This is a genomic window from Streptomyces longisporoflavus (assembly GCF_014649775.1).
Lineage (GTDB): Bacteria > Actinomycetota > Actinomycetes > Streptomycetales > Streptomycetaceae > Streptomyces > Streptomyces longisporoflavus.
The window spans coordinates 371,537-391,019 of sequence record NZ_BMTR01000003.1; the positions used below are offsets into that span (position 1 = coordinate 371,537).

16 protein-coding genes are annotated in these 19,483 nt (G+C 71.2%); 10 read left to right on the forward strand and 6 right to left on the reverse strand.

All coding sequences use genetic code 11. The features are described from left to right. Positions 1-5 precede the first annotated feature (5 nt). The 3 genes from IE226_RS08295 to IE226_RS08305 all read left to right on the forward strand — a co-directional run bounded on the left by IE226_RS08295 (position 6) and on the right by IE226_RS08305 (position 4,342). A complete protein-coding gene (locus IE226_RS08295) occupies positions 6-1,937 on the forward strand; it encodes a YfjP family GTPase (protein ID WP_229870620.1) in 1,932 nt (643 codons plus the stop codon). 158 nt (positions 1,938-2,095) lie between these two features. Beyond that, entirely contained in the window at positions 2,096-2,527 is a 432-nt protein-coding gene (locus IE226_RS08300; protein ID WP_190080377.1) for a single-stranded DNA-binding protein, read from the forward strand. A 363-nt stretch (positions 2,528-2,890) separates the two neighbouring features. Then, positions 2,891-4,342, forward strand: coding sequence for a Cys-Gln thioester bond-forming surface protein (locus IE226_RS08305; protein WP_229870621.1), 1,452 nt, complete (start codon positions 2,891-2,893; stop codon positions 4,340-4,342). Positions 4,343-4,416: 74 nt separating this feature from the next. Here the strand turns inward: IE226_RS08305 and IE226_RS08310 are convergent, their stop codons facing one another. After that, complete coding sequence (locus tag IE226_RS08310) at positions 4,417-5,541, reverse strand: helix-turn-helix transcriptional regulator (RefSeq protein WP_190080379.1); 1,125 nt, start codon at positions 5,539-5,541, stop codon at positions 4,417-4,419. Between the two features lie 144 nt (positions 5,542-5,685). Between IE226_RS08310 and IE226_RS08315 the strand changes: the two genes are divergently transcribed. The 5 genes from IE226_RS08315 to IE226_RS08335 all read left to right on the forward strand — a co-directional run bounded on the left by IE226_RS08315 (position 5,686) and on the right by IE226_RS08335 (position 10,729). After that, on the forward strand, positions 5,686-6,156 hold the full coding sequence (locus IE226_RS08315) for a VOC family protein (protein ID WP_190080380.1): 471 nt from the start codon (positions 5,686-5,688) through the stop codon (positions 6,154-6,156). 35 nt (positions 6,157-6,191) lie between these two features. Next, positions 6,192-7,490, forward strand: a complete 1,299-nt coding sequence (locus tag IE226_RS08320; protein WP_229870622.1) for a winged helix DNA-binding domain-containing protein — start codon at positions 6,192-6,194, stop codon at positions 7,488-7,490. Positions 7,491-7,924: 434 nt separating this feature from the next. Beyond that, positions 7,925-9,589 carry an energy-dependent translational throttle protein EttA gene (gene ettA, locus IE226_RS08325; RefSeq protein WP_190080381.1) on the forward strand — a complete coding sequence of 555 codons (1,665 nt, stop codon included), beginning with the start codon at positions 7,925-7,927 and terminating at the stop codon, positions 9,587-9,589. A gap of 1 nt (position 9,590) precedes the next feature. Further along, positions 9,591-10,046 carry an acyl-CoA thioesterase gene (locus IE226_RS08330; RefSeq protein ID WP_190080382.1) on the forward strand — a complete coding sequence of 152 codons (456 nt, stop codon included), beginning with the start codon at positions 9,591-9,593 and terminating at the stop codon, positions 10,044-10,046. After that, complete coding sequence (locus tag IE226_RS08335) at positions 10,043-10,729, forward strand: DUF8185 domain-containing protein (RefSeq protein WP_190080383.1); 687 nt, start codon at positions 10,043-10,045, stop codon at positions 10,727-10,729. The genes IE226_RS08330 and IE226_RS08335 overlap by 4 nt, the downstream gene beginning before the upstream one ends. Before the next feature lie 130 nt (positions 10,730-10,859). Here IE226_RS08335 and IE226_RS08340 read toward each other — a convergent pair whose 3' ends face one another. Continuing rightward, positions 10,860-11,273, reverse strand: coding sequence for a globin (locus IE226_RS08340; RefSeq protein ID WP_190080384.1), 414 nt, complete (start codon positions 11,271-11,273; stop codon positions 10,860-10,862). 215 nt (positions 11,274-11,488) lie between these two features. Between IE226_RS08340 and IE226_RS08345 the strand changes: the two genes are divergently transcribed. Beyond that, on the forward strand, positions 11,489-12,463 hold the full coding sequence (locus IE226_RS08345; RefSeq protein WP_190080385.1) for a methyltransferase domain-containing protein: 975 nt from the start codon (positions 11,489-11,491) through the stop codon (positions 12,461-12,463). A 40-nt stretch (positions 12,464-12,503) separates the two neighbouring features. Here the strand turns inward: IE226_RS08345 and IE226_RS08350 are convergent, their stop codons facing one another. From IE226_RS08350 to IE226_RS08365, 4 genes are all read right to left on the reverse strand, one after another. Next, positions 12,504-13,853: an FHA domain-containing protein gene (locus IE226_RS08350; protein ID WP_190080386.1), complete on the reverse strand. Its 1,350-nt coding sequence runs from the start codon at positions 13,851-13,853 to the stop codon at positions 12,504-12,506. Positions 13,854-13,932: 79 nt separating this feature from the next. Continuing rightward, complete coding sequence (locus tag IE226_RS08355) at positions 13,933-15,276, reverse strand: VWA domain-containing protein (RefSeq protein ID WP_190080387.1); 1,344 nt, start codon at positions 15,274-15,276, stop codon at positions 13,933-13,935. Between the two features lie 90 nt (positions 15,277-15,366). Then, positions 15,367-16,860 carry a PP2C family protein-serine/threonine phosphatase gene (locus IE226_RS08360; RefSeq protein ID WP_190080388.1) on the reverse strand — a complete coding sequence of 498 codons (1,494 nt, stop codon included), beginning with the start codon at positions 16,858-16,860 and terminating at the stop codon, positions 15,367-15,369. 2 nt (positions 16,861-16,862) lie between these two features. Next, on the reverse strand, positions 16,863-19,208 hold the full coding sequence (locus IE226_RS08365) for a serine/threonine-protein kinase (RefSeq protein WP_444546071.1): 2,346 nt from the start codon (positions 19,206-19,208) through the stop codon (positions 16,863-16,865). Between IE226_RS08365 and IE226_RS45450 the strand changes: the two genes are divergently transcribed. Then, positions 19,180-19,467, forward strand: coding sequence for a hypothetical protein (locus IE226_RS45450; protein ID WP_444546072.1), 288 nt, complete (start codon positions 19,180-19,182; stop codon positions 19,465-19,467). The genes IE226_RS08365 and IE226_RS45450 overlap by 29 nt on opposite strands. Positions 19,468-19,483: the final 16 nt, after the last annotated feature.

Consider the following 19,483-nt stretch of genomic DNA (forward strand, 5'->3'; position numbering starts at 1 on the left):
CCGCGGTGACTGCCGTCACTGATCACACCGAACACGAGGGTCGTCCCGAGGGTGCCTCCGGCGACACCGGCGGCGACTCCGGAGAGGGCGCGGACGCCCCCGGCCCCGGTCCCGGCCCCGGCTCCGAAGGTGTCTGGGACGACGGGCTGATCGCGCGGCGGGGCAGCGGCACGCGCGTGGACGCCGCTCAGGGGGCGGGCGGGGGAGAGGGCGCGGGAGGCGGGGCCGTCTCCTACGTCCCTCCGAGCCCTTCCGTTGCGCCGTCCGTGGCCCCTTCCAGTACGCCATCCGGCGCTTCTTCCGGTACCTCTTCCGGTGTTTCCACCGCGTACGAAGGGCCGCTGCGCGCCCGGCTCGACGCCCTGCGCGAACTCGTCGGACTCTCCCGCACCCGCCTCGACAGCGCCACGCTCGCCGAGGCGGGCCGGGTCCTCGACGAGGCGGCGGCCCGGCGCAGGCTCTCCGGGCGGCACACGGTCGTCGCCATCGCGGGCGCCACGGGGAGCGGCAAGTCGACGCTGTTCAACGCCCTGGCCGGGGTGACGATCTCGGAGACCGGCGTTCGCAGGCCGACTACCGCGGCCCCCATCGGATGCAGCTGGACCGACGGCGCGGCGGGGCTCCTGGACCGGCTCGGCATTCCCGGCCGACTGCGCAGGCGCCCGCTCCAGGGTCCGGACACGAGCACGCTAGAAGGGCTCGTACTGATCGACCTGCCCGATCATGACTCGGCGGTCGGGGAACACCGCGCGCACGTGGACCGGATCCTCGGGCTCGTCGACGCGGTCATCTGGGTCGTCGACCCCGAGAAGTACGCCGACGCCATGCTGCACGAGCGCTATCTGCGGCCCATGGCGGGGCACGCCGAGGTCACGTTCGTCGTGCTCAACCAGGTGGACCGGCTGCCGGGGGACGCCGCCGACCAGGTGCTCGACGATCTGCGGCGGCTGCTCGACGAGGACGGCATCGCTCTCGGGGAGCACGGCGAACCCGGCGCCATCGTGCTCGCCATCTCCGCGCTGACCGGCGAGGGGATCGGGGAACTCCGAGATTCGCTGGGTCAGTTCACCAAGGAGCGGGGCGCCGCCGCCCGGCGCATCTCCGCCGACCTGGACGCGGCGGCCGACGAGCTGTGGCCCGTGTACGCGGCCGGGGCCGGTGCGAACAGGGGCCGGAACAGAGGGCGGATCGGGCTCAGCGAAGAGGCGCGCGAGGACTTCGCGGGCCGGCTCGCGGAGGCGGTGGGCGCGGCGGCGGCCGGGCAGGCCGCCGAGCGGGCCTGGCGGCGTCACGCGGGCAAGGCGTGCGGGACACCGTGGCTGAGGCTCTGGCGCTGGTACGAGGCCCAGCGCTCGCCGCAGGGTGTCGGCTGGCCCGTGGGACAGGCCCCGGCGGACGAGGAGGCCACGGCTCGGCAGCGCGTCGAACACGCGGTGCGCACGGTGGCCGACGAGGCCGCTGCCGGGCTGCCGCAGCCCTGGGGGCAGGCCGTACGGGAGGCGGCGGTGCGCGGTGCCGAGGGGTTGCCCGAGGCGCTCGATCAGCTGACGTTGACGGTCGGGGTTCCGGAGGGCCGGCCGCCGCGGCCCGGTTGGTGGCCGGCCGCCGTCCTCGCGCAGGCGGCGATGACGATGCTGCAAGTCGTGGGCGGGCTCTGGCTCGTGGCGCAGATCATCGGGATCGCCGAGCCGAACCTGGGCGTGCCGGTGCTGCTGATGTCGGCGGGCATCGTGGGCGGGCCCTGCGTGGAATGGGCGAGCCGGATGGCGGCACGGGGTCCGGCGCGGCGTTACGGCCTGGACGCGGAACGGCGGCTGCGGGAGGCGGCTGCCGGGTGCGGGCGGGCGCGGGTGCTTGATCCGGTGGCGGCGGAGTTGTTGCGGTACCGGGAGGTGCGGGAGCAGTACGTGCGGGTGACGGGGGCGGTGGTGGGCTGAACGCCGGGCGGCCCACCTTCGGGTGAGGGAGTTGTCCACAACTGGCCGGTAGGACACAGGGCTCAGCGGGATTCCGCCGACCGGTCCACTCTGAGATCGACGCCGCGGGACCGAACGCCGCGGCGGCGGAAGCCAAGTGGGCGAGGGAGGGGTTCGGCATGAACGAGACCTTGGTGACGGTGGTGGGGAACGTCGCGACGACGCCGGTGTTCCGGGAGTTGGCCTCCGGGCCGGTGGCCCGGTTCCGGCTCGCGGTGACGGCGAGGTACTACGACGCCGTGCAGAACGTCTGGGCGGACGGGCACACCAACTTCTTCACGGTGTGGGCGAAGCGGTCGCTGGGATCGAACGTGCAGGGTTCTCTGGCCATCGGTGAACCCGTCATCGTGCAGGGGAGGTTGAAGGTGCGCGACGAGGAACGGGGCGGCCAGCACTGGACGTCGGCGGACATCGACGCGATCACCATCGGCCACGATCTCTCGCGCGGGACGTCGGCGTTCCGGCGCGTGCTCAAGGCGAACACGGCGCTGACGGAAGCGGCGGGTGCGCGTGAGCCGGAGCGTGATCCGGAGCCGGAGCCTGTGGGGTGAACCGGTGACGGTGCGTCAGGGAGCGGGCGTCAGGCCGCCGCCGGGCGAGGGTGACCGATGTGCGGCTTATCGGCGAATGGGCGGCGTTGATTTGTCGATAAGCCAAGTTAAAAAAGGTTGTTGGCGATAACGATTCCGAGTCGGATCGGTTATCGAACGGCAGTACTGGGGACCGTCGTCTGCCGCTTCCCTAGGATGCCGGACATGGCTAGCGGGGCAGTTGGTAGTTGATGCCACGCAGGTGGCAGGTGATTCTGCCCCTTTCAATCTGCTGGCGGGATCACCCCCCTCGAAGTGAACGGGTCCCGTCCGGAGGGGAATTCTGTGTCTTTTGCGCGTTCTGTGTTCTCTGCGTTCTCTGCGTTGTCCGCTCTCTCCGGGGGGCGCGCGTGCTCTGCGCCGTCCGGGCGGAGACGGGGCGCAGCGCGCCTCACCGCGCTGACGCTGGCGACCGGAGCCCTCGCAGCGGGCGCGATAGCCACCGCGGGTCCCGCCGCGGCGGAAGAGGCCCCGCAGAACCGGGGCGGAGCCGTCGCGACACTGGGCGGGCTCCAGACGTACGGGCAGGCCGTCATCCGTGACAACGGGACGAGCCAGCAGGTCCCGGCCGGACTCTTCGAGATGTCCGTGGACGGCGGCGGCACCCTCCAGACGTACTGCATCGACATCCTCAACCCCACGCAGAAGGACGCGAAGTACCAGGAGACCGCCTGGAGCGGCACTTCGCTGAACGGCAACAAGAACGCGGGCAGGATCAGCTGGATCCTCCAGCACTCGTACCCCCAGGTGAACGACCTCGCCGCGCTGGCCCGCAAGGCGGGCGCGCGGACGCTCACCGAACAGTCGGCGGCTGCCGGTACGCAGGTGGCGATCTGGCGCTACTCCGACGGCGCCGAGGTGGACGCGTTCGACCCGCAGGCCGAGAAGCTCGCGGACTACCTCTACAAGAGCGCGCGGGGCGCGGCCGAGCCCAAGGCCTCGCTGACCCTCGACCCGCCTGCGGTCTCGGGGCACGCGGGGGAGCGGCTCGGTCCGGTCACCGTGCGGACGAACGCGGACGCCGTGTCGGTGACCCCGCCCGCCGACTCGGTGGCGAGCGGCGTGGAGATCGTCGGCAAGGACGGGAAGCCCGTCACCTCCGCGGCCAACGGGAGCCAGCTGTTCTTCGACGTCCCCAAGGACACCCCGGACGGCTCGGCGGAACTCTCCGTGCAGGCGTCGACCACGGTGCCGGTCGGCAGGGCCTTCACCTCCGAGAGCCGGAGCCAGACGCAGATTCTGGCGGGCTCCAGCGAGTCGACGGTCTCCGCGACGGCGAGCGCCAGCTGGGCCGAGGAGGGCGCGATACCGACGTTGTCGGCGGATAAGAACTGCGCCAGGAACGGCGTGGACATCACGGCGGGCAACAAGGGCGACGAGCCGTTCTCCTTCCGCCTCATGGGCCTCAAGCACACCATCGCGGCCGGCACGTCGCGCACGGTGACGATCCCTCTTCAGGAGGACCAGCCCTACGACTTCACGATCAACGGGCCGAACGGCTTCGAGAAGCGGTTCAAGGGCGTGCTCGACTGCAAGACCGAAGGCAGCACGATCGGCAGCAAGACGGAGCCCGTGGCCGACCCGAGTCCCGCGTCGGCAGGCGGCACCGGTACCGGCGGCGGTGACCTCGCGGAGACGGGCGGCTCCAGCGCGACGCCGATGATCGCCGGTATAGCGGTCCTCATGGTCGTGCTTGGTGCGGCGGCGATGTTCTTCCTCCGCAAGAAGGAGGACCCGGCGGGCCCGGCGGGCGCGGAGACGTCCGGCGAGGAGTGAGGCGGTAGCGCGGGTGGGCGGCCCCTGCGACGGGGCCGCCGCTCCATAACGGCGTCCGCTTCCTGTCTGCCTGTCTACCGGTCGGCGTCTCGGTGAGCGTCCCGGTGAGCCGTGCCCTCGGCGCTCGCGGCGTTGGCGTAACGCGCGGCCAGTTCGGCGAACGCGCTGGTCAGTTCCGGTGGGCCGATGACGTGGATGTCGGTGTCGAAGTGGCCGATGGTGGCGGCCAGGCCGGTCCATGACCAGGAGCCGAGGGTGAGACGGCAGCGTTCGGGGCCGATCTCTTCGACGATTCCGTCCTGTACGAAGGGGGCCACGGCCTGCGCGGGGAGGCTGAGGACGACTTCTCCGCGGCAGGGCCAGTCGGTGGTGGAGCCGTCCGTCCCACGGAACCGGCCGGTGATGAACGCGGCCACGTCGCTGCCCTGTCCGCCGTCTCTGCCGTCACCGCCGCCTCTGCCGCCTCCGCCCCCGGCGCCCCCGCCGGGGAGTCGGCGGGGGGAGAAGCGCGGGCCGGTAGGGGTGCGGGGGCGCATCCGGTCGGCGCGGAAGATGCGCCAGTCGTCGCGGTCGAGGTCCCAGGCGATCAGGTACCAGCGGCCGCGCCAGGTGACGAGGTGGTGGGGGTGCACTCGGCGAGGGCGTTCGGCGGGGGCGGTGCTGTCGCAGGGGTGGTTCGCCTCGCGCCCGCGATCGGCGTACTCGTAGTCGAACTGCCGGTAGTCGAAACGCAGTTCCTCACGGGCGTGAATCGCACGGCTCAGCTCGACGAGGACCTCCGTGCCGACGGGTGAGGCGTTGCCGCCGGTCTCCGGTGCCTGGACGGCAGTGACCTGCAACATGTCGATGCGCTGACGCAGCCGAGGCGGCATGACCTGACGGACGGTGGACAGAGCCCGTACGGCATCGTCACCGATCACGCTGCTGGTGGCCGCGGACTGCAGGGCGAGGGCCAGGGCGACGGCCTGGTCGTCGTCGAACAGCAGCGGGGGCAGTTGCGAACCGGCGTCCAGACGGTAGCCGCCGAGGGGGCCCTTGAAAGCGCGGATCGGATAGCCGAGGTCCCGTAGCCGGTCGATGTCCCGGCGCACCGTGCGCGGGGTGATGCCGAGCCGCTCGGCGAGATCGTCACCGGACCAGTCGCGGTGCGTCTGGAGCAGCGAGAGCAGCGCGAGCAGCCGGGAGGACGTCTTCTGCATGCTCTCCACTCTGCCCGAAGTACAGGACCCGACCTGTCCGCTACTCCTGGAATGGTGGCCCATGGTGGCCCATGGTGGCTCTCACCGAACCACCCCACCCCACCCCACCCCACCCCACCCCCGAACGAGCAGCAGGAGACAGCCATGCCCATCACGACCACCACCCACCTGAACTTCCGGGGCGACGCGCGGGCGGCGCTGGACCACTACCAGTCCGTATTCGGCGGGCGCGTCGCAGCAGTCACGTACAAGGACATGGGCAACGTGCGGAACGAGAACGAGGCGGACTGGGTGGTGTGGGGCGAGGTGGCGGGCGACAACGGCTTCCACGTCATGGCCTACGACGTGCCCTCGCACTTGCCCTGGGACCGGGGCAGCAATTCGTTCTTCGTCTCCGTGCGCGGTGACGACACGGACGAGATCACCGCTCTGTGGCAGAAACTGGCGGAGGGATCGACGGTGGTGCAGCCGCTGGAGCCGTCGCGGTGGGCACCGCTGTACGGGATGCTCACCGACCGCTTCGGCGTGACCTGGGTCCTGGACGTAGCGACCCCTTACAACGGGGACGTAGCGACTCCGTACAGCGGGGACGTAGCGACCCCGGACAACGGCTGACCGGCCCACGAACGAACGGCGGTCTCAAGACCCCAATGGCTCCCCCCAACCTCAACCCCAACCCCGTCCCCAACTCCAACCCCAACCCCGTCCCCAACTCCAACCCCAACCCCGTCCCCAACTCCAACCCCACCCCCGTCCCCAACTCCAACCCCAACCCCGTCCCCAACTCCAACCCCACCCCCGGTCAGACCCTCACCTCACGCGCCCTCAACCGCGCCACCCTGGCCCGCCAGTACCTGCTCGACCGCACCACCACACCGGTCAGGGAAGCGGTGGCGCACCTTGCCGGACTGCAAGCTCAAGAGCCGCAGGAACCCTTCATCGGCCTGTGGTCGAGGCTGCGCGCCTTCACGCCCGACCAGCTCGACCGGGCGCTGACGGACCGGCACGTCGTACGCACCCACCTGATGCGCCGCACCGTCCACCTGGTCACCGACGACGACGCTCTCGCCTGGCGGGCCCGCCACGACAACATGCTGCGCCAACGAGTGCTTGCCACCTACCGGCGCGAACTCGACGGCATCGACCTCGACGAACTTGCCGCGGCGGGCCGAGCGGTCATGGCCGATCGCCGGCCCCGCACCATGGCCGAGCTCGTCCAGGCAGTGCAGGACCGCTGGCCGGACCCACCGCGCCGCGCCCTGGGCGAACTCCTCGTGGCGGCCCTCATCCCGATGGCGCAGCTGCCGCCACGCGGTCTGTGGCAACAGAAGGCAGGCGTAAGAAACCTCCCATTGACCACATGGCTGGAACGAGACACCACCCCGACCACCCCCACCGCCCCCACCACCCCGACCATCCCCACCACCCCTGTCACCGTCCCACCCGAAGCCGAGGACCCTGCCGGACAACAACTGGTACGCCGCTACCTCGCCGCGTACGGCCCCGCGGCCACCGCGGACATCCGGGCCTGGAGCGGCCTGGCCGGTCTGCCCGCGGCGGTCAAGGCCATGCGGAACGAGCTGATCACCTTCCGCGACGAGCGCGGACGCACTCTCCTCGACCTGCCCGACGCACCGCGCCCGTCCCCGGACACCCCCGCCCCCGTCCGCTTCCTCCCGGCCTTCGACAACGCGATCCTCGGCTACCAGGACCGCAGCCGCATCATCGACGACCCCCACCTGGGCCTGTCCGTCGCGGGCCAACGCGCGGTACTGGTCGACGGCCGGGTAGCCGCCACCTGGACCACGCACGACCACCAACTCCGCGTCACGCCCTTGCGCCCCTTCTCCTCCCCGGAGCGGGAAGCCATCACGGAAGAGGCCAACGCCCTGGCCGTCTTCCTCGACCAGGACATCACCCGCGTCGAGATCACGACGGCGCCGCAGTGATCGTTAGGAGGCGGGCCCGCCGGTCAGCGTCCTCTCCCAGAACATCTCGTCGCGCCACGCGCCGTCGGCGTAGAAGTGGTCATGGGCGATCCCCCAGGAGCTGAAGCCGTGCTTGCGGAGAACGGCCTGCGACGCGAGCCCGACGGCGCGGCTCGTGTGCCCGAGCCCTTGGTGGAGGGAGGAGATCCAGTAGTCGAGATACCCCTATGGCGCCCGGCGGGGCCTTGGGGGTTCGGCGCTTGTGGAGCGCCTCCCGTGGTCCTGCGAGATTGCCCGGCAGCGACTACTGATAACAGTCAGTCGCGGGTCGACTACCCAAGTGATCAGTGAACGTCCAGGTCACGGGCGCCCGCCCATACTGGTTTCCTCCGAGAGGTGGCCGTCAGGCAAGATGGGGTGTATCTGCCCACTCACTGATTGCCGGACGGTTTCTCTTGGCTGAGTACATCTACACCATGCGCAAGACGCGCAAGGCGCACGGCGACAAGGTGATTCTTGATGACGTCACCCTGAGCTTCCTGCCTGGCGCCAAGATCGGTGTCGTGGGCCCCAACGGCGCCGGTAAGTCCACGGTGCTGAAGATCATGGCCGGGCTCGAGCAGCCGTCCAACGGTGACGCGTTCCTCTCGCCGGGCTACAGCGTCGGCATCCTCATGCAGGAGCCGAAGCTCGACGAGTCGAAGACCGTCCTGGAGAACGTCCAGGACGGCGCCGCCGAGATCATGGGCAAGCTCAAGCGTTTCAACGAGGTCGCCGAGCTCATGGCGACCGATTACTCCGACGCGCTCATGGACGAGATGGGCAAGCTCCAGGAGGACCTGGACCACGCCAACGCCTGGGACCTCGACGCCCAGCTCGAGCAGGCCATGGACGCGCTCGGCTGCCCGCCCGGCGACTGGCCCGTCGTGAACCTGTCCGGTGGTGAGAAGCGCCGCGTCGCGCTCTGCAAGCTCCTCATCGAGGCGCCCGACCTGCTGCTCCTCGACGAGCCCACCAACCACCTCGACGCCGAGTCGGTGAACTGGCTGGAGCAGCACCTCGCGAAGTACGCGGGTTGCGTCATCGCCGTCACCCACGACCGGTACTTCCTGGACAACGTCGCGCAGTGGATCCTCGAGCTCGACCGCGGTCGCGCCATCGCCTACGAGGGCAACTACTCCACGTACCTGGAGAAGAAGCAGTCCCGCCTCAAGGTCGAGGGGCAGAAAGACGCCAAGCGGGCGAAGAGGCTCAAGGAAGAGCTCGAGTGGGTGCGGTCCAACGCCAAGGGGCGGCAGGCCAAGTCCAAGGCGCGTCTGGCTCGCTACGAGGAGATGGCCGCCGAGGCCGACAAGATGCGGAAGCTGGACTTCGAGGAGATCCAGATCCCGCCGGGCCCGCGACTCGGTTCGATCGTCGTCGAGGTCGAGAATCTGTCCAAGGCCTTCGGCGACAAGGTTCTTGTCGACGATCTCAGCTTCTCGCTGCCGCGCAACGGCATCGTCGGCATCATCGGTCCGAACGGCGCCGGCAAGACCACGCTGTTCAAGATGATCCAGGGCCTGGAGCAGCCGGACTCCGGCAGCATCAAGGTCGGCGACACGGTCAAGGTCAGCTACGTCGACCAGGGCCGCGCCAACATCGACCCGAAGAAGACCCTGTGGGCCGTCGTGAGCGACGAGCTCGACTACATCAATGTCGGCCAGGTGGAGATGCCCTCGCGGGCCTACGTCTCCGCCTTCGGCTTCAAGGGCCCGGACCAGCAGAAGCCCGCCGGTGTCCTCTCCGGTGGTGAGCGCAACCGTCTCAACCTGGCGCTGACCCTCAAGGAGGGCGGAAACCTCCTCCTCCTCGACGAGCCGACGAACGACCTCGACGTCGAGACCCTCTCCTCGCTCGAGAACGCGCTCCTTGAGTTCCCCGGTGCCGCCGTCGTGATCTCCCACGACCGGTGGTTCCTCGACAGGGTCGCCACGCACATCCTCGCCTACGAGGGCGACTCGAAGTGGTACTGGTTCGAGGGCAACTTCGAGTCGTACGAGAAGAACAAGATCGAGCGTCTCGGTCCGGACGCGGCCCGTCCGCACCGCGCCACCTACAAGAAGCTCACCCGAGGCTGACATGGCCCGCCATATTTACAGCTGCCCCCTCCGATGGTCGGACATGGATGCCTTCGGGCACGTCAACAACGTCGTCTTCCTGCGGTATCTGGAAGAGGCGCGGATCGACTTCATGTTCCGGCTCGCACCGGGGGACGGCAGCCCGTCGTTCTCGGGCGGGTCCGTCGTGGCCCGCCATGAGATCGACTACGTACGGCCGTTGGTCCACCGGCACTCGCCGGTGACCATCGAGTCGTGGGTGACGAAGATAGGCGCTGCCTCGCTCAGCATCTCGTACGAGGTCAAGGACCCCGACCAGGTGTACGTGCGGGCCTCGACGATCGTGGTCCCGTTCAACCTGGAGGCGCAGCGACCGCGGCGGATCACCGCCGAGGAGAAGGCCATGCTGCTGACGTTCATGGACGACGAGGGCGAAGACGGCGATGCCACCGGCGGTTCGGAGGCGCTCGTCGCATGACGGCGCAGCTGCACTTCGCCGACGCCGGGGAGGCGGGGGATCTCGCCGCCTTCCTGGCGAGGCTGGTCCACTACGACAAGGCTGCCGCGGTCCGGCTGCAGGCGGCGGGCGACACGCTCGCCGTCTTCGGCCGGCCGCCGTCGTTCGAAGTGCTCGCCATCCGTACGGCCCGGCTCGTGAAGCCGTACGAGTACGGGCTCGACTCCTCGCTCGACGTCACCGTCTCCGCCGGTGAACTCCTCGAATCCGTGGCGGAGTCGGCGGAGTCCGTCGAGGCCGCCGGTCTGGCCTTCGTGCCACAGGCCGTCACCGGGCCGCCATGGGCCGGAGTACTCCCGCCGCGCGGCGGCTGGCAGCCGGAGGCGGGGCTTCCGCCGGTGGACTCGGTGCGGGGTCTCGTGGCGGCCGCTGTCGCCGAATTCAAGGCGCGGGTCGAGGAGTTGCCGCAGGAGCGGCGGATCAGGGCCGAGCTCGACCAGCTCGGCCGGGAGATCTGGTCCCGGACCGTCGCGGACACCGGGCTTCCCGTGCGGGCCGCGCACGCCGCGCAGGCCCTCGGGTTCCTGCGGGGCGACTCGCTGGACCTGCTGTCGTCCGGGCCGTGGCTGCGGCTGCGTACGAACTACGGGTCGATCGCCGTGCGCCGCGCCGGCGTCGGAGGGCTCTCCGTCACCCCTGCGTGAGCATGCCCGGATGGCCGGATGCCCGTGTTCCCGTCACCCCTGCGAGCTCAGCTCTCGACGTCCCGTCCCGTCCGGCCCCGTGGTCGCGGTCGCGTACACCTGCGTGCGGCACGGGGCCTTCGTACGGCCGTCAGCCCTCGGAGTTGACCATGGACGCCGCCGCGTACGTCAGGTAGTTCCACAGCGTCCGCTCGTGCTCCTCGGAGAGCTTCAGCTCCTCGACGGCGGCCCGCATGTGCTTCAGCCAGGCGTCGTGCGCGGCCCTGTCGACGGTGAACGGGGCATGGCGCATCCGCAGCCGGGGGTGGCCGCGGTTGTCGCTGTACGTACGGGGGCCGCCCCAGTACTGCATGAGGAACAGCGCGAGGCGTTCCTCGGCGGGGCCCAGATCCTCCTCCGGGTACATCGGTCGCAGCAGCGGGTCCTCCGCGACCCCCTGGTAGAAGTGGTGCACCAGGCGCCTGAAGGTCTCCTCGCCGCCGACCTGTTCGTAGAAGGTCTGCTCCTGAAGCGTGCCGCGCGGGATCTCTATCACGCCGTCCATGGTCTCAGACGGCGCGGCCGAGGACGGAAGACTTAGGACCGTCGTCTTCCGGAGCGGGTTCGACCGGGGCCCGCTGCGATTGCCGACTCGGGTCCGATCCGGGTCCGATCCGGGTCCGATCCGGGTCCGAACCGGGTCCGAACAGGGACCGATCTCCTCCGGATCCGTACGTTCTGCCGCTCGCATCGCGGGCAATCCCGCAGCACAGTGGCTCTATGGGACCCACAGTCGACCCCCTGGACGCCGCGGAGGCCAAAGCCGCCCTGGTCCGCGATATCGAGGCCGGCGGCGCCCTGGCGCGGGACCCGGGGCTGCGAGCCGCGTTCGAACAGGTGCCGCGCCATCTGTTCGTGCCGTACTACTACGTCACGTCGTCGGGCGGCGGCCACGAACGGCTGTGGGGCGAGGACCCCGACCCCGCACGCCGTGCACGCTGGCTGAACGGCGCCTACGCCGACGTCCCGCTCGCCACCCGCGTACGGGACGGCGAGCTGCTCTCCTCCAGCAGCCAGCCCTCCCTGATGGCGAAGATGCTGGACGAGCTCGACCTGCGCGACGGGGACTGCGACGTACTGGAGATCGGCGCGGGCACCGGCTACAACGCGGCCCTGCTCTCGCACCGGGTCGGCGACGGGCACGTCACCACCGTCGACCTGGACCCGGAGATCACCGAGTCGGCACGCCGGCATCTCACGGCCGCCGGCTACCACCCGGCCGTCGTCACCGGGGACGGTGCCGCGGGGTGCCCCGAGCGGGCTCCGTACGACCGGATCATCGCGACCTGCACCCTGGACTCCGTGCCGCGTTCCTGGCTGGCCCAGTGCCGCCCCGGCGCCCGCATCCTGGCCCCGCTGGCCTTCGGCCTCATCGCGCTGACCGTGCGGGACGCCGAGCACGCCGAGGGCCGTTTCCTGCACACCCCCGCGTACTTCGTGCCGCTGCGGGGCGGCGCCCGAAGGGGCCCGCACGAGCAGAATCTCGGCGGGCTGCCGCGCACGGCCTTGCAGAACGACCTCTTCCGCTTCCTCCTGGAGCTAACCGCGGGCACCCTCGACCCCTACGAGGCCCTCGCCCTGTGGCAGCGCGAGGACAGGCCGGTGCGCGAGCGCTACGGGGTCACCGTCAGCGGGCCGCACGAGTGGGCCTGGCTGGACGACCCCGAAGGGCCGTACGCCTGGCCACTCGCGTGAGCCCGCGTGTGACGGTCTTCAGCTGTTCCTCAGCTGTTCCTCAGCTGTGCCGGATCGTGATCGTCGTCCAGGCGCCCACGTGCACCCGGTCGCCGTCCTGGAGCGGCACCGGGACGAACGGCTGGATGGGCTCCTCGCCGTTGTTGACCGTGGTGCCGTTCGTGGAGTTCTGGTCGACGACCGCCCAGCTGCCGTCCGGCTGCTGGACCAGGACCGCGTGCTGGTGCGAGACGCCGGGGTCCTCCGGCGGCACCGAGAGGTCGATGTCCGGGGTGTCGCCGGTGGAGTGCCTGCGGCGGCCGATGGTGATCTGATTGCCGGCCAGCGGGCGCTGCTGCTCGGGCGAGTACGCGGGCAGGTTCAGGCCCGACGCCTCGGGACCGCTGCGGTGCATCATCGCCATGAAGTACTCGCGGTCCGGACCGATCGTCGCCGACCAGGAGACCGTGCCGGTGCTGGGACCGGGCACCGCCTGGAAGCCCGGAGGGCCCTGCGGAGCCTGCGTCTGCTGGCCGGGCTGCGGAGGCTGCTGCCCCTGCTGCTGACCCCAGTCGCCCTGCTCGGGAGCCTGCGGAGCGCCGTGACCGGGAGCACCGTGGCCCGGAGCGCCGTGACCCGGAGCAGCGGGCGGAGCCGACGACGAGGGCGGCGAAATCACCCAGTCGTCGCCACCGCCACTGCCACCGAAGGACGGGCCACCGGGACCACCGGGACCGCCGGGGCCACCGGGACCGGGCTGCTGCGGCTGCGAGGGCGGCGGCGGAGTGCCCGTCTCCTGCGGGAACGCGGACGGCGCCGGCGGACCCTGCTGCTGGAACGCCTGCGGAGGCCGACCCTGCTGGTCACCGCCGCTGTACGGCGGCGGGACCTGACCGGGAGCGTTGCCGCCGTTGCCCCCATGGCCGCCGTTGCCCCCGTTGCCGAACGGCGGGATCGGCTCCGCGGGGCGGTTCATCTGCGAGGGCCGCGAGCCCTGGTACCCGAACGGGTCCTGACCCGGCTGGGTGCCCGCGGGCTGCTGGAACTGCTGCGCCGGGTTCGGCGTGGGCGGGTGCGGGGCGGCCGGGGTGTACGAGGTCGCCGTGTTCGTCAGGAAGTTCCAGCGGCACTCCTCGCAGAACGGCGCGTTCGCCTCGCGGGGCGTGCGGCACTGCGGGCAGAGCTGGGCCTCGGCGGCCTGGTCCGGGACGGCCGACAGGTGCGGGCGGCCGGGACCGGGCGGCGGGTAGCCGTAACCGGGGTCCTGGCCGGGTCCCGGCGGCGGATAGCCGTAGCCGGGAGCGGCCGGGGGCGGCGGCGGGGGCGGCGGTACGGCACCGGCCATGCGGTGACCGCAGACCTCGCACCAGTCGTCGGAACCCGACTGGTGTCCGTTCGGGCAGGTCGGCATGTCGGCGCTTCCCCCTCTCCTTCTCCGGCCCTGAGGGCCGTACGTGCTGCTGTGGGGCTGTCTATGGGTATGGGTGCTGCTACTTCTTCACGCGAACGGTCTTCGTGGACCGGGTCTCGAGAGTCATCTCGTCGGCCTCGGCAACCCTCGCCTTCAATCGAACAGTACCTGCCACGGCATCGACCACGTCGACCACCTTCGAAAGCAGCTTCGCGGTGTCCTCGTTGCCCGAGGCGCTGGCGAGCTGGACGGCGCGGCCCAGTTTGGCCGTTGCTCCGTCCATATCGCCCGACTTGCGTGCGTCGAGGCCCTGCTGGATCACCTGGGCCAGTTCCGCCTGGCCCGTGTAGTGCGCCACCTGCGGGTTGATCGACGTCGACGCGGCCATGTCGTCCGTCCACACGGCCCGTACGAGCCCCTGCGAGAGCGTCTGGGCGCTGCCGTCCGGCTGCGGCACGATCAGCGAGACGCGGGCCGCGAGCATCTCCTGGCCGAGCTCTGCGTTCGGCACCTCGACACAGATGTGGTAGTCGCGGGACTCGTCGCCCCAGGACCCGGTGGGGTAGTCGCCGGCGCGGGGTCCCGCCTCCGTGCGGCGGTCGGTCAACTCCTCGACCGTGGGCGCCACCTGCTTGACGAACTTGATCTCCGCGCCCATCGGTGTCCAGAGCCGCAGGCTGACGTCGGCGACCTCCTTGCCCATCGCCGCCTCCATCATCTGCGTGAAGTCGGCGGACAGGCCCGCGGGGTCGGCGACGATGTCGGCGGTGCCGAGGAGGGCGGAGGCGATGCTCGTGACCTCCTTCACCTCCCAGTCGGTGCCCACGCCGCGGGCGTCGCAGGTGAAGCGGCCCGCGCAGGCGTCCAGCGAGGCCTGGAGGTCCTCGGCCGACTCGTGTTCGTTGCGGCCGTCCGTGAGCACGATCCCGTGCCGGATCGACACGTCGGCAGAGGAGAGCAGCCGGTCGACCAGGCGCAGCCAGGTGCCGATCGCCGTGCCGCCGCCCGCGCTGAGCTTGCGCAGGGCCTGCTTGGCCTGCGCCCGGGTCTGCGAACCGGCGACCGCGAGGCGTCCGTCGCCCGGATAGACCTCTTTGGCGACATGGGTGCCGCCGATCACCGCGAAGTGGACTCCGTCACGTACGGCGTCGATCGCGGCGGCCGTGGCGTCCCTGGCGCCGCGCATCTTCGTGGGCGGGTAGTCCATCGAGCCGGAGCAGTCGACCATGATCGCCACGGCCGCGTCCGGGGTCTGCCCCGCCGAGTAGAGATGCGGGGCGCTCACCGCTGACCCCACCGTGCCGCCGCCGGTCGAAGTGACCGTGGCGATCGCGTTGACCTCGCGGCCGCCTTCCGGGAGGTACTCGTTCTGGTACACGTCGACCGAGAACTGCGGCACGTTCGATTTCGAGAAGTTGGCCATGGATTTCTGCTCCCCCTAGACGTTCCCGCCGGCTTCCCCAAGCCGGCGGGTGACACGTGCGCGTGACCGGCCCCCGTTCGGGGGGCGTCACTAGGCGGATCCTGCCCCTTGCGGCACGACACGGAACGGCAGAATCGCCACTGTTACGTTGTCGTGGCCCCCGCCGTCCAGTGCGTGGCCGACCAGGACCTGGGCGCTGTGGAGCGGGCGCAGGGCGGAATCGGCGGGCACGGCGCGTGCCATCTCCTCCGCCGATTCCGCGTAGTTCCAGAGCCCGTCCGTGCATACCACCACTACACCCGCACGGTCCGGCTTGAAGGAAGCGGTGTGCGGCTCCAGTTCGTACGCGTCGGCGCCGAGCCAGCCGGTGATGGCGTGGGCGCGCTCGTCGGCGTACGCCTCCGCCTCGTTCATCAGGCCCGCGGCCACCATCTGCGCGGCCCACGAGTCGTCCTCCGTGAGCCGGACGGTGGGGCCGCTGCGGTCGTCGGGCACCCAGTAGGCACGGCTGTCGCCGATCCAGCCGACGACCAGGAGACCGCCGGCGACGATCGAACCGACGAGGGTGCACGCGGGTGCGTTCTGGTGCGGGGTGTGCTCCCTCGCCTGCGTGGGCTCGGCGGCGAGGGCGTTGACGGCGTCGGACGCCGAGAGGATCGCGTCGTGCATGGCCTGCTGCGGGTGCGTGCCCCGCGGCAGGGCGTCGAGCAGCGATTCGCTGGCCGCGCGCGACGCGGCGAGCGAGGCCTCGTCGGGGCGGGTCGCGGACGAGACACCGTCGCAGACGATCGCGACGACGGCGGGGGAACCGTCCGGCAGTGCGGCCGACGAGATCGCGAACGCGTCTTCGTTGCGGTGGTGGCGCAGGCCCCGGTCGCTGACCGCGGCGACCGCGTCGAGTTCCTGCTCCATGTGGTCGCGCTCGCGGGGCTGTGCGTGCCCGCAGTTCTCGCAGTAGCCGTCGGGGTCGACGCGGCCCGAACGGCACGCCACGCAGAGCTTGGTGCCCGCGGGCGGGGTCGGGTCGGTCAGGACCGTCCGGGGGTCGGCGGGCTCGGGCTCCGGGCGGGCGCCGGGGGCGGGCAGGGGGTACTCGTCCGGTTCGGCGGAGGGCCCGGCGGAGGGCCCGGCGGAGGGCCCGGCGGGCTGCTCGAAGGGGGCGTCGGTGCGCACGTCCGGTGTTTCTCCCGCGTTCGCGTTCGGGTTCGCGGTCGAGTTCACATTCGCGTTCGGGCTCGCGTTCACATGCGCGTTCGGGGAGAGTTCACCGCCCGCCGAGTCCGTGCCCGGCAGATCGGTGGGCAGGTGCGCGGGCACCGGCATGTCGGAGCTGTCCGCGTCCGGGGCGACGGGCCACGGCGACGACGCGGCGGGCGACGCGGCGGGCGGGGGCGCGGTCGGTGGCGCGGTTGGTGGCGCGGACGGTGAGCCGTTCATCGCGATGGTGGGACGGTCGTCCGGCGCGGCCGGCTGCGCCGAAAGGTCGTATCCGCACGCCCCGCAGAACAGGTCACCCGCTTCCAGCGGTTCTTCGCAGCCGGGGCACGTGCCCGCCCCGGCAGTCTGCTGGTGCATCTGCGACATCTTCACACCCACGTCCGAGGGCGGAAACGGTTTGCCCGCTCCACCAGTTCGATCCTTTCCTCGCCACCCTGTGCGAGCCGGGCAAGCGTCCGGTACGAGCGCTCCAGGCCGTACCGGAGGCCGCGCTCGTCCAGGTCGCTGCCGAGCAGCACGGTACGCGTGCCGCCCGCCGGTGCAGCGGGTGCTGCCGGTGGAGCGGAGGCGCGACCAGAGTGCCTACCGGAGAGTACCCAGTCCAGCGCGCTGCCGAGGACCTCGGTGGAGAGCCGCTCGCGGCGCACCGCGTCGAGGCCGAAGCCCGCGAGCGCCTCCACCTGGCCCGCGGCGGCCGTCAGGTCGTCGAGGAAGAGAGCGCCGGGAGACGGCGCGGTGGCCGACGTCATACGGTGCCGCAGCCTGGCCCGCACCGCCGCGACGCGGGCCGCGGTGTAGTGGATGGAGGCCTCGGGCACCGACTCCAGGGTGTGCACGGCGCCGCGCCGGTCGTCCGAGGCGAGTTGCACCCGGGCCAGACCGAACGCCGCGCTGACATAGCTCGGGTCGGTGGCCCATACGAGGCGGTAGTACTCCGCGGCGTTGTCCAACTGCTCCAGGACCTCCGCGCAGACGCCCAGGGCCAGCTTGGGGGCGGGCTCGCCGGGGAACGCGTCGTAGACGGCGTCGAAGGACAGGGCCGCGTTCTCGTGGTCGCCGGTCGCGAGCGAGGCGATGCCGCGGTACCAGACCACCCGCCAGTCGTCCGGATGCTGTACTTCGAGCTCCGCGATCGCCTGCGCGGCGGACTCCGCCTCGCCCATGGCGAGGCGGGCCCGCAGGCCGCGCAGCCGCAGTTCCACGGAGTCGGTCGGCGCGGCCCGCAGCGCGGTGATCAGCTCGGCGGGCGCGGAGGCCATGAGCCCGGCGAGGAACCCCGCGTTCGGGTCGTTCGGGTCGACGCGCGGCACCGGAAGGGCGAGGGCCGTCGCGGGGGCGTCGAGAGGGCGGACGATCCGGGCGGGCGGAGCTGCCGGGGGCACCGGAGGCGCGCTCGCCGGGGCGCCGTTGACCTGACCGTTCCCCGTCCCGGTCACCTGCCCGTTGCCCTGCCCGTGTCCGTTGCCGTGCCCGTTCCCCGCCGCCAGTTCGGCGCGCGCCTTCCGCCGGCCGACGGGCAGGACCCGTACGCCGAACTGCGATACGTCACCGGTCAGCTCGGCGAACAGCTCCGTGTCCGTGACCTTCACCTCGGGCCCGAACAGCGTGGAGAGCGCGGGTCGCGGACGGCCCGTCTGGAGCGCCACGACCTCCCGCAGGACGCCCGTGAGCTGCTCCGCCATCTCCTGCGCCGAGGCGAACCTGCGCGCCGGGTCGGGGTCGGTGGCGCGTACGAGGAGGCGGTAGAACGACTCGTACTTGCGGAAGACCTCGATGTTGTCGGGGTCCGGAAGGGAGTCCACGAAGACGTTCGTGTACCCCTGGAAGTCGAAGGTGAGCACGGCGAGAGTGCGCGCCACGGTGTAGAGGTCGGAGGCCACCGAGGGGCCGAGCTCGGCCACTTCGGGGCCTTGGTAGCCGACCGTGCCGTAGATCGCCGACTCTTCGTCGTCCATGCGGCGGACCGCGCCCATGTCGATCAGCTTGAGCTGGTCCTCGGTCTGGATGGCGTTGTCGACCTTGAAGTCGCAGTACAGGAGATTGCGGCTGTGCAGGTGGCCGAGGGCTTCGAGGGCCTCGATGCCGAACGCGCACGCCTGCTCCACGGGCAGCGGGTCGCGCTTGCCCTGCGGAGTGCGGCGTTCGTTGGCGATCTCCTTGAGGGACTTGCCGCCCACGTACTCCATGACGATGTAGCCGTCCATGGAGCCCGTGCGCTGGTCGAGGTGCTCGACGAAGTTGTAGATGCGCACGATGTTGCTGTGCTCGATCTCGGCGAGGAAGCGGCGCTCGGAGATCGCGGCGGCCATCGCGTCCTGGTCGCCCGTGTCGAGCAGGCCCTTGAGTACCACCCAGCGGTCGGAGACCGCGCGGTCGACGGCGAGATAGACCCAGCCGAGCCCGCCGTGCGCCAGACAGCCCACGACCTCGTACTGACCGTGCACGATGTCGCCGGGGTTCAGCTTCGGCACGAACGAGTACGGGTGGCCGCACTTGGTGCAGAACCCTTCCGTGCGGCCCGGCCGGTCACCGCGCGCGCGGCCCACCGGCGCCCCGCAGTCGGAGCGCGAGCAGAAGCGCTTGCGCTCGGGGACCTCGGGGTTCTCCTGCACCGCCTGGCGCGGGTCGGGGCGCGGCACCTCGGGCACGAGGACCAGGCCCACGCCGAGCCTGCTGCGGGCGGACGTGCCGGAGGAGGGCCCGGAGCTGCGCACCGAGACCGAGCGGGACGTCGAGCCGCCGGAGAGCGAGCGCGAGAGCCGCCCCGACACCGACCTGCGCGAGAACTGGGACCGCGACGAGCGAGCCGACCGGGACGACGAGCGCGAACTCGACCGGGAGCTGCTGCTGTTCGACCCCTTGCCGCCGCCGGTGATGCCGGTCGGGGGAGAGGACACCATGCCCGTGGGCGAGACGACCGGGGCCAGGCCGCAGGTGTCGCAGTACAGCTCGCCGCCGCCCACGTCCTCGTAGGACCCTGTGCATCCGG